Raw genomic sequence first — 16,273 nt, 5'->3', positions numbered from 1 at the left:
AAAGGGCGCACAGACGTCTTCTCGCCTCCTTGTGGGCGTCCAATTTTATTGCACGATGATATGTCGCGAAGGTGCGTCTCAGGATGGGCGATAATGACGATTCATTACGCGCGGCGCGACCCGGAACAATTAAATTCACCGCGCCTTTCGGGTGGGGGCTCCGGGTGCCGGGTGAGCAGCGACAGTGCGGCGGCCAGGCCGGCGCAGGCGAACAGCCCGGCCGCGGCGAAGGCGGCTCCCGGTCCGGCCGCGATGGCGACGCTGCCGCAGACCGCGACCCCCAGCGCGGTGCCGACGGCGAACGAGGTGTCGGCGAGACCGGCCGCGAGGCCGGAGTCCCGCTCGGCGACGCCGGTGAGCGCGGCGATCTGGCCGCAGACCGCAGCGGCGCCCATGCCCGCGCCGAAGACGGGCAGCGCGGTCAGGACCAGCACGGCCGAGCCGCCGTGCGACATCCGGGTGAGCAGCGCGCACGCGACGGCGAGCAGGACCGTCCCCGTGGCGGCCACCCGGCGTACGCCGAGCCGGGTCGCCGGCCGCTGACTCGCGAGGCCGCCGGCCACCGCGCTCACCGTCATCACCGCGGCCACCAGGCCGAACCGCGTCGCCGACCAGCCCAGCACCTGCTGCGCGTACGCCGTGAGGGTGACGAGCATGCCGTCGACGGTCATGCCGGCGGTGAGGACCACCAGGTTCCCGCCGATGAGCACCCGTGAGCGCAGCGCGCGGAAGGGTACGAGCGGCGCGGCGGAGCGCCTCTCGACAAGGACGAACACGGCGGCCATCGCGAGCCCGGCGGCCAGTGGGACGGTGGTGCGGATCGGGCCCGGGGGTTCGGCGACGGCGTACACGAGAAGGGCCATGGCCAGGGTCACCGTCACGGCTCCGGCCACGTCGAACGGCCGCCCGCGTACGGGGGCGCGGCTCTCCCGCAGCACGGCCGGGGCGGCGCAGAGGACGGTGAGGCCGACCGGCAGGTTGATCCAGAACACCCACGGCCAGCCGAGCGTCTCGGTGATGACCCCGCCGAGCAGCAGGCCGGCGGTGGCGCCGACCCCGCCGAGACCACCCCAGACGGCGAGTGCCCTGTTGCGTTCGGCGCCCTCGGCGAAGGTGTTCATCACCATGGACAGTGCGGCCGGGGCGATGATCGCGGCCGAGACGCCCTGCAGCGCGCGGCCGGCCACCAGGATCCCCGCCGACGGTGCGAGGCCGCACAGCAGGGAGGCGAGCAGACGGAGAGCCATGCCGGTCAGGAACATCCGGCGGCGGCCGAGCAGGTCGGCGGCGCGGCCGGACAGCAGCAGCGGCCCGCTGAACGCCAGCGCGTACGCCGTCACGGTCCACTGGATCGCCGGGCCACCGAGACGCAGGTCGTTCTCGATCGAGGGCAGGGCGGTGAGCAGGCTGGTGCCGTCCAGGATGGTCATGAAGAAGGCGGCCCCCAGCAGGGCGAGCACCCACCGGCGGCGCGCGGCGCTCACCGCCGCAGCTCGGTGTCCAGGGCGGCGAGCCAGCCGGCCGTGCCCTGCTCCCTCCAGGCCGGATCCTCGTGGCCGTCGAGGTAGGTGCCCTGCTCGGTGAGGACGAGACGGGTGCCGCCGTCGTCCTGGAAGAGCTCGACCGTCGTCAGCGACACCGTGGCCAGCGTCTGTTCGGAGTGGAGAGTGGCGGAGTAGACGATCCGCTCGTCCTGGACGATGTCCTGGTAGTGCGCCTCGAACTTCAGCAGCGGCCCGTCGCCATGGCGGCCGCGGTTGACCTCACGGCCGCCGACGCGGAAGTCGAGCTCGTGCTCGCCGCCGGCCGCGGCGAACCAGCGGGCCTTCGCGGCCGGGTCGGCCCACGCCGCGAAGACGCGGGCGGGCGGGGCCGGATAGAGGCGCTCGAGCGTGAACGTGGAGTGGGTCACGTGGTGGTCGGTCATGATCTTCCCTCTTCCGGTGAGTCGGTCAGGTGGTCGCCGAGACGGTCGAGCCGGGTCTCCCAGGCGGTGCGCTGCCGGGCGAGCCATGTCTCGGCGGCACGGAGCGCGGGGGGTTCGATGTGGCAGGTACGGACTCGGCCGACCTTCTCGGAGCGGACCAGCCCGCATGTCTCGAGGACCTGCAAGTGCTGCATGACCGCCGGCAGCGACATGGCCAGAGGCTCGGCGAGCGCGCTGACCGAGGCGGGTCCGCGCGTCAGCCGTTCGACGATGTCCCGTCGGGTGGGGTCCGCCAGAGCCTGGAACACCCGGTCCAGCGAGGCGTCATAGTTAAGCACCTGCCTAAGTGTAGGTGCCGCGACCGAATAGTCAAGTAGATGCTTAACCATGGGCCGCCGTCATGGCGCGGATGTTCAGCGCCTGGTCAACGGCTCCGGGCGGGATGCCGGCACGTTTCGGCCGTTGTTCGGTGCTGCGTCGCCGGGGGTTCGAGTCCCCTTCGGCCCGGGGCGGCCGGGGCGGATTACGGTCTGATGTCGAACGGCTGGAGGATCCGGTTCCGGACGGGGTTTTCGGAGGCGCCAGGCACCCTGTTGGCCGGATCCGGCCGTGGTCCATGACCCATACCGTTACGTGGCCAAACGCCCCGTCAGTAAACCTCCGGTAAGAAATATTCCTTCCTTGCCATTGCCAGGAAGGTCATTATCTGTCGAAATCAAGGTGCTGCCAGTCCTCATGGACCCGCCCCCTTGAAGGAGAACCCCCATGGCTGCATCCCCTCGCCGTCGCTTCGGCTGGCTGAGATCCGCCACGACCCTCGCCGCCGCGGTCGGCATCGCGACGGTCGGTCTCACCGTCCCCGCCGGTGCCGCGACCCCCAACCCCATGGCCCATCCCGAGCGTGACTGGATGGGCTCGACCATCGCCGCCCACGAAGGGCAGCGGGTCACCATCACGCCCAAGCTCGCCCCCGGTGGGCTGCCCGGGCTCGACGTGAGCCACTGGCAGGGCACGATCAACTGGACCACCGTCAAGAACCAGGGTGCGAAGTTCGCCTACATCAAGGCGACCGAGGGCACGACCTACCGTGACCCGAACTTCAGCGCCAACTACACCGACGCGTACTACGCGGGCCTGGTCCGCGGCGCGTACCACTTCGCGCAGCCCGCCAGCTCCAGCGGTGCCGCGCAGGCCGACTACTTCGCCGCTCACGGTGGCGCGTGGTCAAAGGACAACCAGACGCTGCCCGGCATGCTCGACATCGAGTACAACCCGAACGGTTCCACGTGCTACGGCATCAGCCAGGCGGCGATGCGTACGTGGATCACCGCCTTCCTGAACGAGTACCACGCCAAGACCACCCGCTGGGCCACGATCTACACGACGACCGACTGGTGGACCACCTGTACGGGGAACACCAGCGCCTACGCGGGCAACGACCCGCTCGACATCGCGCGCTACTCCAGCAGCGTCGGCACGCTCCCCGCGGGCTGGGGCTTCTACACCTTCTGGCAGTGGGCCGACGGTGGCACGTTCCCCGGTGACCAGGACGTGTTCAACGGCTCCGCGGCCCGGCTCCTCGCGCTGGCCAACAACACTCCCTGATCCGGTAGCAACGCCGATGGCGCCCAGCGGCCGCTGGGCGCCATCCGCATGTCAGCAGGTGCCGAGCATCGAGGTCAGCTGGGTCTTCTCGGCGCTCTGCAGCGTGAGGTCGTAGTAGTACTTGACCTGGATCCAGGCGCGGGCGTACGTGCACCAGAACGAGGTCAGCGAGGGCTTCCAGGTCGTGACGTCCTGGTCGCCCTTGGACTGGTTGACGTTGTCGGTGACGGCCCACAGCTCGGGTCCGCCGAGGTCGTTCGCGTACGCCTGCCGCTGCGCGGTGGTCCACCCCCACGCGCCCGAGCGCCAGGCCTCGGCGAGCGGGACCATGTGGTCGATGTCGACGTCGCTCGCGGCGGTCCAGGTGGCCCCGTCATACGGGCTGCGCCAGGTGCCGGACGTGGCGGAGCAGCTGGAGCTGGTCACGACACCCGTACCGTCGCGCTTCAGTACGGACTCGCGGGTGTCGCAGGACCCGCTGATGGTGATCCAGTGCGGGAACAGCGCGCGGTCGTAGGTGGACTGGTGACTCTCGGTGGCGACGGTGAGGGTGGCGAGCCGGCTGGCGGCGGTGCTCGCGGAGGGGATGTTGGGCGGGGTGGCGCTCGCCGGCTCGGAGACGAGCATCAGCGTGAGCGTCAGTGTGAGGACGACGGCCAGGACGGCGGAGAGGGCGGCGAAGGCTCGCTTCACGAGCTTCTCCTTCTGCCTGCTGCCCCGGCCAGGTCGGGGGCTCTGGACGCTAACGGAGCAGTCGGGCAAAACGGAGCGTTACTAAATACAACGGCCTATGAAATATCAAATCCTTATCGCGGGCTTTCTTCGTATTCGTCGGACATCGCCCATGACGTGACGGCGGATCCCGCTGATCTGCCGCAACGGTGAAGTGGCCTCGAATGGGTCGTCGGGCATCGCCTGGTACGGCGCCGGAACAGTGTGTTAACGCAGGTCCAACCGGATGCCTCGGTTCATCCAGTGATTGGCGAGGTCTGCCGAACGCGGGGGACGCCGGTACGGACGAGGGGCTCCGGCTACCGGAGAGGACACTTCCCGGTCGTCGAGCCGTGTCAGCCGACCAGCGCGGTCTGGATGAGGATGGTCTCGTCCCGCACGCGATAGCGGGCGCGGCCCGGCGGCAGGTCGCCAGGCTCGATGCCGGCGTCGCCCTCCTCGGGCGGGCAGGACAGCAGCAGGGTGCCCGCGCCCGCGTCGTGGAGACCGCGCAGCAGCGGATCAGTGGTCGCGGCGTCGCCCGACGAACACGCGACGATCAGGTGCGCGCCCAGCTCGTAGCCTCGCGAAAGGTATTCCACCAGGGGTCCGAGCGGGCTCCGCCCGTCGTGGCGTACCTGCTCGTAGTCGTCGACGAGGATGAACAGCCGCGGCCCGTGCCAGTCGCGTGCCGCCGGCCCCCCGGGTTCCGGCGACACCCGCTCGCCGATCGCCAGGGCGGTGCCGCTGATCAGCTCGCCGAGCACCCCGGCCGAGAAGGCATGGCCCAGCACGAACTCCTCCGGTATCGCGTGCAGCAGCCCGCCGCGGTAGTCGACCACGAGGATCCGGGCCTCGAGCGGAGTGTGTGACAGCGCGATCGACTCCGCGACGAGCCGGAGCAGGTTGGTTCTGCCACTTCCCGCCTCCCCGGTCACGATCAAGTGCGGCGCGGTGGCGAAGTCGTGCTCGACCGGGGCGAGCTCACCCCCGTCCACCCCGAGTACGGCACGCAGAGGGCCGCCGGGCTCGGGCAGCGAGCCGACCGGCACGACCGCCGGGAGCGCGCGTACGCCGGGCGCGCCGGGGCGTTCGCCCCAGTGTTCGGCGATCTCCGCCACCAGCGCGGAGAGTGCGGCGGGCAGACCGTGGGTGCTCTCCTCGCCGTCGATGCGCGGCAGCGCGATGAGGAACTCCGCGTCGCCGATCATGCCGTGCCCCGGCACGGGCGGGTCGCCGGCGGGATCACCGAGGCGGAGCTCCAGTCCCGTACCGGCCTGGAGGAAGGTGGGCGGCTCCGGACCGCGGTCGGCGGTGACGACCAGGTGGAGGCCGTGACGGGGGCCGTCGGCGGCGAGGCGTGCCAGATCGGCCTCGTAGGTGTCCGGCATCGCGGCGTCCACGAGGAGGAAGACGTCGCCGTACCGTTCGCCGGGGAACTCCTCGCGGCGGGACCGGTACCCGGGCATCCCGTCGAGACCGTGCTCGGAGAAGAATCGCTCGCGGTGGTCGAGCAGAGCGGTGAGCTTGGCGAGCGTCGCGCGGGCCGTCTCGGCATCGCCCGCCACGGCGCCGACGTGCGGCAGGCCGGACAGCGCGCCCAGCGACCCGCCCGGGTCGAGGCAGTAGACCTGGGCCTCGCGCGGGCTGTGCGTGAGCGCGAGCGCGACCGCGAGCGTCGTCAGCAGCGTGCTGCGGCCGCTGCCGGCCGGGCCGGAGACGAGCAGGTGGGAGGTCAGGTCCACCCGCAGGACGTCGGGGACGAGGGTGAAGGGCCGATCGACCATGCCGAGCGGGACCATGAGCGGTCCGCCCTCGGAAGCCGTGGTGGTGGTCAGGCCGCGGTCGTGGGTGGGGACGAGCGGCGGCAGCAGATGGTCGATCGTGGGCGGGGCGGTCAGCGGTCGCGACCACGCCTCGGGATGGTCCGGTCCGATGGCGTCGAGCGCCGCGGTGATCCGCCGGCTGCCGGGGCCGGCGTCCGCGGGCCGGGGGGCGAGGAGAGCCGCGGCGGCACCGGCGTCGGCGAGCGGCGCGGAGCGTTGCGCACGGTCCTGGCCGACCCACGTCCCGGTGACGCCGCCGGGCCCGGCGTCCAGGCGCAGTGTCGTACGGCCCGGCCGGTGGCGGCGGGCGTCGAGGTCGAGTACGACGGTGTTGCGCAGACCCTCGGCGGTGAGGCGGTCACCGGCCGGCCGGTCCGCGCCGTCGAGCACCACGACGACGAGCGGCTCCTCCGCGCTCGGCCGTACGTCCGGGGCGAAGGCCGGCCGGGACTCCGCATCGACGAGAAGCGCGGAGCTCTCTCCGGTGTGCGGGAGCCAGCGCGTCCATGCCCACTCGCCCCGGCTTAACGGCGAGGCGTCGACCGCGATCCGAAGCTCGTCGGCAGAGTGGGCGGCGGCGAGCCGGGCGAGGACCGCGTGGGCGAAGGCGCGTCTCGGCCCTTCCTCACCCAGGAAGAGGACGCGTGACCATCGGCCGGTGGGTGGGGGGCCCGTCGAGGTGCCGGGCAACACGGATGTCGCCGATCCCGCGTCCGCCGCGTCGTCTCCGAGCGGGCCCCGACGCCGATCTGGATCCAACGGAACCCTCCTTAACGCCGCGACGAGCGCCGGCGGATCTCCGGAGTCCCTCGGAACCGTTCGGACGGACGCTCCGTGAGGTGCCGGTGATCACATACGGCGCCGGCTCTTCGGAGCGTAGCGCGTGCCCCGCACCCGGCGAAGCCGGCGATCGCAATGAACCCCCGGCGGCTCGATGGACGTGCATTGAGTGAGATGACGTGGTGAAGGGAGGCACGGGTGGCGGCCGGTACGAATGGCAGCGCGATCGTGGTCGAACGGGCCGATCGGGCGCTCGTGGTCCGTACGACGGACGCCGATACGAGCGCGGTCGGCTTCGCCGCCGCGCTACCGCCTGAACCTTCGCGGACCACCGTCGTGGTGGACTCCTCCGCGGCGGAAGCGTTGCACGCCCTCGACGAACGGCTGCTGGGCCAGCTCAGGAGCCGGCTTTCCGCTCAGGCTCCGCCCGGCTGGGGAGTACGGCTCGTCGCCACGGGCGCCGGCCGCCCGGACCCCTCCGGCGCGCCGGCGGTCGCCGCACGCCTGGCCGACCGGCTCGGCGTCGGCGTGCTCGCTCCCGACGGCGAGTTGATCGCACTGCGCGGAGGAGAACTCTTCTCGGCCGGTCGCGGCGCGGGCTGGCTGGGCTTTCACCGCGACGGCCCTCCGGAATGGACCGGCCCCCGGTATCCCGCGCCTGCGTGGCAGGCCGCGCTGCCGCGCGAGCTCGGGTCGGCCAAGCCGCGAGGGCTCTCCCGGTTTCGCTCGCGGGAGCGCCGGGGGACCGCTGGGCCGGTGACGGTCACCGCGATCCCGGCGGGCCTGTGGGTACGTGCCGCGGGCACCGCGCCGCTGCCACTGGCCGACCTCGGCTTCGGGGTCCCGGTCGAACCGGCGCGTCCGATCGTGCTGGTGGGCGCGCCCGGAGAGCAGGTGCCGGGCGTCGCCGAACTCGCCACGTTCTTCGAGACGCTGCCGCGCGTGGTGCGGGAGAACGCCCTGCTCGTCCCGTACGCACAGTCTCCGGAGACGTGCGCCGCGCTCGCGCAGGGCATCGCCGACCGGCTAGACATCACGGTCCGGGCGTACCACGCCCTGCCGCACTACACGACGGGCGGGACGCGCAGGTTCGCCATCTTCGACGCGACCGGCTCGCCTCAGCGGCTGACCCAGACGCCGGAGAGCGTGTACGCGCCCGCTCGTGCGGGCCTGTCGCCGCACTCCGGTGAACGGGGCCACGGACCGGCGATCGAGGACCGGGCGCCGTCGCACGGGTTCGCGGTCCCCCGGCCGGACCGAAACGACCTGGAGGACGACTTCGACGACCTGGATCCGGTCGTCTTCGAGGCCGCACTCGCCTCCCCGGACGAGCCGGCGGCGTGGGATGGGAGCGCCTCAGCCGAAGCGGCAGGGGAACCAGCGATGGTGACCGTCGATGCCGAGGGCGTGATGCGCCCGGCCGGCCGATGGTCGGCCGTCACCTCGCCGTCCGCCCGTCCCGAGCCGTTCACAGGCCACCTCGAGCCGGATGTCTTCGCGTACGAGGCAACAAGCGCCGACCTCGATGAGGGTTTCGTAACCCGAGCCGACCCCGAGATCACACAGGACGAGGTGGCGGCCGGCGGGCCGGAGGGGCTCGGGCACAATGCCTCCGCCGACGTGTTCGCGGCCGCCGCACAGACGAGGCCGAGCGCCTTCCCGACCACCGCGTCGACGGTGCTTCCGCGGCCCCGATCGGCCACGCGGGCGGTGCCGGCGCGGAGCGGGCCGGCCTCCCCGGCCCCGCGGCCCGCGAGTCCGCCGCCACATGCGGCCGGGTCCGCCGTGCCTGCCGAGACGCCGGGCGAGACCGGCGACAGGCCGCCGGAAGAGGAGACGGGACCCACGCCACAGCGGCCCGTCCTGAATGCCTCGTCTGGAAACGGTCTGCTCCAGACGGCGGAGCTCCTGGCTCCGCGAGCAACGGAGGCAGCGCTCGTTCCGCGGTGGCCGGACGCCGTGCGCGAGGGAGAGACGGCCCGGCCTTCGGAGAGTGCCTTGAGCCTCGCCCCTTGGCCGGCGCCGGAACTCGTACCCGCGATGCCGTACCCGCCCGCCCCGAACACGGAACCGGAGCCGGGGCCCCGGGTGCATTCGCCGGCGGAGGCGCGGCGGACCGCACCTTCACGCGCGTCCTGGGCTCCGCCCCAGCTGGAGCCCGCGCCGTCGTTGCCGGATCGGCCTTCGCAGGATGAGCAGCCACCGGCCGGGCCCGTGGCACGGCCGCGTACGCCGCAGGGTGCGGATGGGCCATGGGGGGTGCGGCCGCACGCCCCGGGTTCGGAGCCCACCGGCCGCACCGCGCCCAGCGGAGCGATGCCCGACGCGCTTCCCGTACCCCCGCCCCGTCCGCGCCTCGACTACGACCGGCTCTGGCTGGCCGGCCGGGTCAGCACCCACGAGGAACGGCAGGCGTTCCGCGGGTCGCTCGGCTGGCGGTACGACGCCGCGGTGCGTTCGGTGGCCCGGCTGCTGGCCGAGCACCCCGGACTGCGCGGCGCACAGGCGGACGAGGCGTTGATGACCGAGCTCGCCGCCGTACGGGTCTTCGTCGCACGTGATGAGGCGGGGTTGGTCGAGTCGATCCGATCCGGCGGCCACGAGGCCGACCGCGCCCTGGCCGTCTGTGCCGCCGCCGGTCTGCGGCGGCTGCCGTCGCTGCAGGGCGTCGTCGTCCGCGGCGGCCCGGTGGACCCGAGTGCGGCGGACGCGTACCGGCCCGGGCAGGAGCTGGTCGAGGCGGCGCCGCTGGTCGCGCTCGACGACGTCGGCGCCACCGTACCCGGGCAGGTGGAGATCCTCATCTGGTCGGCCACCGCGCGACGGCTGAACGGGTTCGTCGAGGAGCGGGCCACACCAGAGGTGATATTCCTGCCCGGCACCGTCTTCCGCGTCCTCGCCGTCGACCCGCCCGGCGCGCCAGGGCGGAGGGTCCTGATCACCGAGGTACCGCCCACCAAGTCGGGACCCGGGAACGAAGCCTGGGCCACCCGCGTGACCACGCGCCTGGAAGAAGCGGCGGCCCTCCGGCCGGCCCCGGGCGGTGAGCCCGCGCCGGACGGGGAGTCCGACGGGCGTTTCACGCCCCTCCCCGGCGACCCCGCGAGGAGTGCGCTTTGACGGCGGCGGAGGCGGACGGCATCGCCACAGGAACCGGACCCGCGGACCTGCACGCGTTGCTGCTGGGGATGGCGGGACGGGTCCCCGACGAGGAACTGGCCGATATGCGGCTCAGCCTCGCCGACCATGAGGACGACCGGCTGGGCGCGCTGCTCGCGGCCGAGGTCGAGGCCGGGCGGCTCGCGCTCACCGGCGCCGAGGCCGCTCTCATTCGCGGCCTCGGCCCTGAGTGCGACCCCGGTACCGAACATCTGCCGGCCCCGCCGTACCGATTCGGCGACAGGCACGGCGTCGCGACGCTCGGCGGCGACGGTGTGTCCGGCCGGCGGGACGCCATGGACGCGGTCGCGGTCGAGGCCGGCCGGCGGGTCGGTGGCCCGATCGGGATCTGGCGGGTGTTCCGGCATTCCGGCGACGGCCACGCCCGCCGTGTCTACCTGATCGAGGCGGAGGCCGGCACGGACGTGGCCGAGCTGACCGCGGAGACGCAGTACGCGCTCGCCGAGGCGAGTGAGGACACGCCTCGGGTCGAGGCGTTCGCCGCAGGCGCGCTGCTGCCCGCCTACCACGGCGCGGCGCTCGGCGGCGCGACGCTCATCTGGGCCGCCGACGACGCGCCGGCACGCCTGGCGCGGGCGTTCGATGGCGCCGACCCGGCCGGCGGGCCGTACTTCCGCGACGACCACCCGCGGCTCGGCGGACCAGATCGTGAGCGGGTCCTGGCCTACCTTCACCGGGGCGAGCCCGTCCTGACGAGGGCCGGCGGGCTGGATGACGTGCTCGACCCCGGACGGCCGGGCGCGGTGCCGGCCGGATTCCGCTCCGACGGCCGGTGGATCTGGCCGGAGGCCGTCGCCTACTACCTGAGCCGGTACGACCTCGCGCCCGAACCGGACCTGACCGCGTACGTGCTGGACCGCGAGGCGCCGTACCCGCCACTCACCCGGCTCACCCGCCACCGAGTGCTCACGACGCTGTTCGCCCCGACCGGAGGAGAACCGGTATGGCAAGCAGGCTGACCCCGACCCGGTCGATCCTGAACGTCTCGGCGACCGCCGCGGACTCCTACCGTACGATCAGCGACGCCGTCGCCGCGGCCGGCCACGGCGACGTGATCTCCATCCAGCCCGGCACGTACACGGAGTCGGTCGTCCTGCAGCGGGAGATCACGCTTTCGGCGGCGGGCGCTCCCGGCGGGGTGCGGATCGAGTCCCGCGACGCACCGACGATCCGGATCACCGGCGAGTCGGCCACGCTCTCGGGAGTCGTCGTACGGCACAGCGGCGAACAGACCTCCGCCATCGAGGTGCCCACCGGCCGGCTCCGGATGGACGAGTGCAAGGTGGAGGCCGACTCGGCCGCCGCCCTGTACGCCCACGGCGCGGCCGAGGTCAACGCGCACGGCTGTGAGTTCACCAACCCGGCCGGCGCTGGTGTGATCTTCGTAGAGGGTGCCGAGGGGAACCTGAGCGAGTGCACGCTGCGGGACATCAAGGCCTCGGCGGTCGTCCTCCGCACCGGCGCGAACCCCCAGCTCACCGCCTGCACGATCACGGACGTGGAGGGCAGCGGGCTGCTGGCGGCCGAACAGGCGCGCGGCACCGTACGCGACTGCCGGATCGTACGGGCCGGGAACCCCGCCGTCGCCATCGAGGGCGACAGCTCGCCACAGCTGAGCGCGCTCGTGATCGAGGAGTGCGACGGGGTCGGTGTGCTCGTCGCGTCCGGCTCCACACCGCTGCTGGAGGACTGCGCGATCACCGGTGCCGGTGCTCAGGGCATCGCCCTGGTGGAGGGCGCGGCGCCGAACCTGCGGCGCGTGGAGATACGCGAGTCGGCCGGGTACGGCGTCCACGTCCTCGACGCCTCGGCCGGTACGTTCACCGAGTGTCTCGTGGCGGGCTCCGGCGATGCCGGGGTCCTGATCTCCGGCGGGGCGACCAGCTCGTTCGAGGCGCTGCGTATCGAGGGCGGTGGCGGCCCCGGTGTCTCGGTGAACGATGCGGCCACCCCGACCTTCGACGAGCTGCGGGTCGACCACCCCGCGGGCAACGGGCTCGAGGTGTGGTCCGGCGCCGACCCGCGCTTCCGGCGCGCGAGTGTCACCGCACCCGGGGGGGACGGGATTCTCGTGACCGAGCAGGGCCGGGGCCTGATGGAGGACGCGACCGTGACCGACGCGGGCGGCGCCGGCCTGCGCGTCTCCGAGAGCGGCCGGCCGGAGCTTCGCGGCTGCGGGTTCATCCGCAGCGGCGCGGCCGCCGTCCACGTGGAGGGCGGCGAGGTCGATCTGAAAGAGGGCGACATCTCCGACGCCCACGGCGAGGGCGTACTGGTCGCGCGGCGCGCGTCCGCCCGGTTGAGCCGTACGAGGATCAGCGGGTGCCGACGTGCCGGGATCGAGTGGAGCGCCGGCGCGACCGGGGAGGCGTCCGAGTGCGAGGTAGGCGCCGCCGGTGGCGACGGCATCCTCATCCACTCCACCGAACCGGTGACGCTTCGCGACTGCCTCGTCCACGACAACACCGGCGCCGGCCTGCGTGTCACGACGCCGACCGACCGGCTGGAGGTCACCCGCGTGACCAGCCGGGGCAACGGAGCCGAGGACACCTACGCGGACGTACGCGGGGAAGCCCGCCCGTGGGACGCCGCGGACCTGCGAGGCGACGAGGCGGAGGACGCCGAGCCCGCCGGCCCGGACCTCCCGAGGGACCGGCCGGCCCGCGAGCCGCGCGAGGACACCGCGACGGCGCGGAAGGCACAGTCGGGCCTCGACCTGCGCGCCGGCCGGGGCGCGCTCGGTGAGCTGCTGGAGGAGCTGAACGGCCTCGTCGGCCTGGGCGGGGTCAAACGCGAGGTGGCCACCCTCGTACGACTCCACCAGATGGCCGCACGGCGTGCCGCGGTCGGCCTGCCCGCGCCGCCGCTGTCACGGCACCTGGTCTTCACCGGCTCGCCGGGTACGGGCAAGACGACCGTGGCACGCCTCTACGGACGGATCCTGGCCGAGCTCGGCGTCATCGCCACCGGGCAGCTCGTCGAGGTCGGCCGGCCCGACCTGGTCGCGAGCGTCGTCGGAGGGACCGCGCTGAAGACCGCGGAGCGTTTCCAGCAGGCGCTGGGCGGCGTCCTGTTCATCGACGAGGCGTACACGCTGGCCGCGAGCGCCACCGGCGGCCCCGACTTCGGCCGTGAGGCGATCGACACGCTCGTGAAACTCATGGAGGACCATCGCGACGAGGTCGTCGTCATCGTGGCCGGCTACACCCACGAGATGCGCAGGTTCCTGGCCACCAACCCCGGCCTGGCGTCGCGGTTCTCCCGGACCATCGAGTTCGCCGACTACACGCCCACGGACCTGGTCACGATCGTCGAGGGGCAGTGCCGGGCGCACGACTACAAGCTGGAGTTCGAGACCCGTGCGGCTCTCGTCACGCATTTCGAGAACATGCCGCGCGACGACGCGTTCGGCAACGGCCGCAGCGCGCGCAAGGTGTTCGAGGAGATGGTGGGCCGCCAGGCGTACCGGCTCGCCGAGGTCGCCGACATCACCCCCGTGGAGATGATCCGGCTGCTGCCCGCCGATCTCGCGCCGCCGGCGACCGGGGGAATCGGCGCGGGCGTCGGCGCCTCCGACACCGACCGGGTGGACTCGCTCCTGTCCGAGCTGCAGCAGATGGTCGGCCTCGCGGACGTCAAACGCGAGGTCGGCAACATGGTCGACCTGCTCGCGTCGTCCCGGCAGCGGATCGCGGCCGGTCTGCCGGCCCCGCCGCTGTCGCGGCACCTGATCTTCGCCGGGCCCCCAGGCACGGGCAAGACGACCGTGGCCCGGCTGTACGGCTCGATCCTCGCGGCGATGGGCGTGCTCCAGCGGGGCCAGGTCATCGAGGTGGGCCGCGCCGACCTCGTGGGGGAGTACGTCGGCCACACCGCCCAGCGCACGAGCGCGGCCTTCGACCGGGCGCGCGGCGGCGTGCTGTTCATCGACGAGGCGTACACGCTGGCCTCGCAGTCGGGTGGCGGCGCCGACTTCGGCCGTGAGGCGATCGACACGCTGGTCAAGCTGATGGAGGACCACCGCGACGAGGTGGTGGTGATCGCGGCCGGCTACGAGGGCGAGATGGAGAAGTTCCTGGGCGCCAACCCGGGCCTGTCGTCGCGGTTCTCCCACCGGGTCCGGTTCGCCGACTACTCGACGGACGAGCTGGTCACGATCGTGAGCCAGCACGCGGGGACGGCCGGGTACGAGCTGGGCAGCGCGACGGTGGCGGCTCTGCGGTCGCACTTCGCCGGCGTCGCACGCGGGCCGTCCTTCGGCAACGGCCGGTACGCGCGGCAGGTCCTCGACGAGGCGGTCACGCGGCACGCCCGGCGCCTTCGGCATACCGAGTCCCCCACGGTCCAGGATCTGTGCCTGCTGCTCCGCGAGGACGTGATGGGCGCTCCAGCCGAGCCGGAGGCCCGCGTTGGTACTTGAGGAGGCGTGGCCGGCATCCGAGGACGAAGGCGGTCTGTCCGAGAGGCCGGCGGACGAGGGGTTCGAGGCCATCGCGTTCCACGGGACCGTGGAGGTGGCCTACGCGCAGTTCCACCTCCAGGACCACGCGTACCGGCCGACCATGACCATCGACGGCCTGGCGGGTCTGGTGACCGTTCGGCCGTGCGAGCTCGTGCTGGTCACCGGCCGGCAGTACGGCCCGGTCGGGTGCACGGTCGTGATCGCCGGGCAGGATCCCGGCGCGGAGCTCGGCTGGTACGAGGACGTCGAGGAGGTCGCGTTCGCCTCGCCGACGGGCGTGGTCGCGCTGGTCGGGCGAGGTGCGGCGGCCTCACCGGCGCGCGACATCGACCTGGTCGCCGGGCCGGGCGCCTATCGGGTGCGCTATCACGCCCGGCGCATGGACCAGGCCGTCGACGCGGACGAGGACCTGGTCGTCGACGACTACCTGCTGCAGATCTGGCCGGCGCCCGAGGCGCCGCGCGAGCGCCTCAAGGTGACCAGCGTCTGCGGACGGTACTGGGCCGAGCTCGGCGACGTACGGGCGGAGGCCGCGACGCCGCCGGTGCCGGCCGGCGTCGGCGGGGACGCGAGCGTGGCCGGTCGTGCGCATGTGAGTGAGGCGCTGGCCGCGGACGTCTCCTCCACCTTCTGGAGCCACCTGCTGCTACGGCCGGGCGACCACGTACGTTCGCGGCGCGCGTGGCTGGTCTTCCGCTCCGACGGGAACCTGGTCGTCTACGACGAGGAGGCGCGGGTGCGGTGGATGTCGGGTACGGCCGGGCGCGGCATGCACGCGTCGTTCCAGATCGACGGGAACCTCGTGGTCCGCAACGGCGACGGCGGCGTGGAGTGGGCTTCGGGAACGCACGGATACACGGGGAACTTTCTCGCCGTACAGGACGACGGAAACGTCGTCGTCTACCGCGCCGACGGAAATGCGCTATGGGCGACCGGCACGAATCACTGATCCTCGGAGCAGAGCATTTGCTCTTCGATGCAGATCTTCAGGCGGCGGAGCGCGTGATGGGTGCGCGACTTCACCGTGCCGACGGGCAGGCCCAGCAATTCCGCCGCCTGTACGGCGGTGTGGTCGGCGAAATAGATCACGCGCAGCACCTCGCGGTGCGCCGGACTCAGCTGGGCCAGCGCGCGGGCGAGGAACACCGAGTCCACCACCGCGGAGCTGTGGTCGCCGAACGACCGCGGCGCGGCGGCGCTCTCCTCGACCTCGTCCGGCCTGGCCATGCGGGCACGGATCTTGTCCACGGCGATGTTGTGCGCGACGCGCATCAGCCAGCCGCGCACCGATCCTCGCTCGGGCACCAGGATCTCCGCGTTGCGCCAGGCCCGGAGCATGGTCTCCTGGACGATGTCCTCGGCATGGTACGGGTCGGACAGCAACCGGGTGACGTACGCGCGCAGTGCCTTGGCGTGGTCGGCGTACAGCGTCCGGAGCAGCGCCTGCGGGTCCGCCGCCGGGGCCGGAGCGAGCCCGTGGTGCACCCGCGGCGGACGGCCGGCCCCGCCGACGCGCATCCGGCCGGTGAGGCGCGGCACCGCGCGGGCGGCACATATGGGTGCGGCCGGCGAGGCCGGGGGCAATTCACGTTCGAATACCAGGGAGCTCATATGTCCGGGCCTCTCCTTGTTCATTTCAGCATCGGGTGGTGCCGCGTTCGTCGATTTCCGTGCCGAGCCGGGATCCGGCAGCACATTCCACGATGCGCCGACGGCGGATCTGTTACATCGGTGAGCTCACGTATTCGGAACGTGCAACAGCGCTCGGCCGCCGGACCGTAC

11 protein-coding genes are annotated in these 16,273 nt (G+C 72.7%); 5 read left to right on the top strand and 6 right to left on the bottom strand.

Going from position 1 to position 16,273, the window contains the following annotated elements; genetic code table 11:
- Positions 1–104 precede the first annotated feature (104 nt).
- From FB559_RS09655 to FB559_RS09645, 3 genes are read right to left on the bottom strand one after another with little or no spacing between them, the layout of a single operon-like run.
- Positions 105–1,484: an MFS transporter gene (locus tag FB559_RS09655; protein ID WP_141955293.1), complete on the bottom strand. Its 1,380-nt coding sequence runs from the start codon at positions 1,482–1,484 to the stop codon at positions 105–107.
- Complete coding sequence (locus FB559_RS09650; protein WP_141955292.1) at positions 1,481–1,927, bottom strand: SRPBCC family protein; 447 nt, start codon at positions 1,925–1,927, stop codon at positions 1,481–1,483. The genes FB559_RS09655 and FB559_RS09650 overlap by 4 nt, the downstream gene beginning before the upstream one ends.
- The gene (locus tag FB559_RS09645) at positions 1,924–2,265 is read right to left on the bottom strand and encodes an ArsR/SmtB family transcription factor (protein WP_246121481.1); all 342 of its coding nucleotides are present in this window, start codon (positions 2,263–2,265) and stop codon (positions 1,924–1,926) included. Before FB559_RS09645 ends, FB559_RS09650 begins: the two co-directional genes overlap by 4 nt.
- 427 nt (positions 2,266–2,692) lie before the next feature.
- On the opposite strand from FB559_RS09645, the gene FB559_RS09640 reads away from it, so the two are divergent.
- Positions 2,693–3,532 (top strand): GH25 family lysozyme, encoded by an 840-nt coding sequence (locus FB559_RS09640; protein WP_221639935.1) that lies wholly within the window; start codon positions 2,693–2,695, stop codon positions 3,530–3,532.
- Between the two features lie 51 nt (positions 3,533–3,583).
- Here FB559_RS09640 and FB559_RS09635 read toward each other — a convergent pair whose 3' ends face one another.
- Entirely contained in the window at positions 3,584–4,225 is a 642-nt protein-coding gene (locus FB559_RS09635; RefSeq protein ID WP_246121479.1) for an HNH endonuclease family protein, read from the bottom strand.
- Between the two features lie 374 nt (positions 4,226–4,599).
- Entirely contained in the window at positions 4,600–6,828 is a 2,229-nt protein-coding gene (gene eccCb / locus FB559_RS09630) for a type VII secretion protein EccCb (RefSeq protein WP_141955290.1), read from the bottom strand.
- 219 nt (positions 6,829–7,047) lie between these two features.
- Here eccCb and FB559_RS09625 point away from each other — a divergent pair, with 219 nt between their 5' ends.
- The 4 genes from FB559_RS09625 to FB559_RS09610 are packed head-to-tail and all read left to right on the top strand — an operon-like array spanning position 7,048 to position 15,440.
- Complete coding sequence (locus FB559_RS09625) at positions 7,048–9,969, top strand: hypothetical protein (protein WP_141955289.1); 2,922 nt, start codon at positions 7,048–7,050, stop codon at positions 9,967–9,969.
- Positions 9,966–10,988: a hypothetical protein gene (locus FB559_RS09620; RefSeq protein WP_141955288.1), complete on the top strand. Its 1,023-nt coding sequence runs from the start codon at positions 9,966–9,968 to the stop codon at positions 10,986–10,988. The genes FB559_RS09625 and FB559_RS09620 overlap by 4 nt, the downstream gene beginning before the upstream one ends.
- Entirely contained in the window at positions 10,973–14,449 is a 3,477-nt protein-coding gene (locus FB559_RS09615) for a right-handed parallel beta-helix repeat-containing protein (protein WP_141955287.1), read from the top strand. Before FB559_RS09620 ends, FB559_RS09615 begins: the two co-directional genes overlap by 16 nt.
- Positions 14,439–15,440 carry a hypothetical protein gene (locus FB559_RS09610; RefSeq protein ID WP_141955286.1) on the top strand — a complete coding sequence of 334 codons (1,002 nt, stop codon included), beginning with the start codon at positions 14,439–14,441 and terminating at the stop codon, positions 15,438–15,440. Before FB559_RS09615 ends, FB559_RS09610 begins: the two co-directional genes overlap by 11 nt.
- Here the strand turns inward: FB559_RS09610 and FB559_RS09605 are convergent.
- Complete coding sequence (locus FB559_RS09605; protein ID WP_246121477.1) at positions 15,434–16,102, bottom strand: sigma-70 family RNA polymerase sigma factor; 669 nt, start codon at positions 16,100–16,102, stop codon at positions 15,434–15,436. The genes FB559_RS09610 and FB559_RS09605 overlap by 7 nt on opposite strands.
- Positions 16,103–16,273 lie beyond the last annotated feature (171 nt).

Source organism: Actinoallomurus bryophytorum (assembly GCF_006716425.1).
Classification (GTDB): domain Bacteria; phylum Actinomycetota; class Actinomycetes; order Streptosporangiales; family Streptosporangiaceae; genus Actinoallomurus; species Actinoallomurus bryophytorum.
This window is presented reverse-complemented; position numbering and strand designations above follow the sequence as displayed.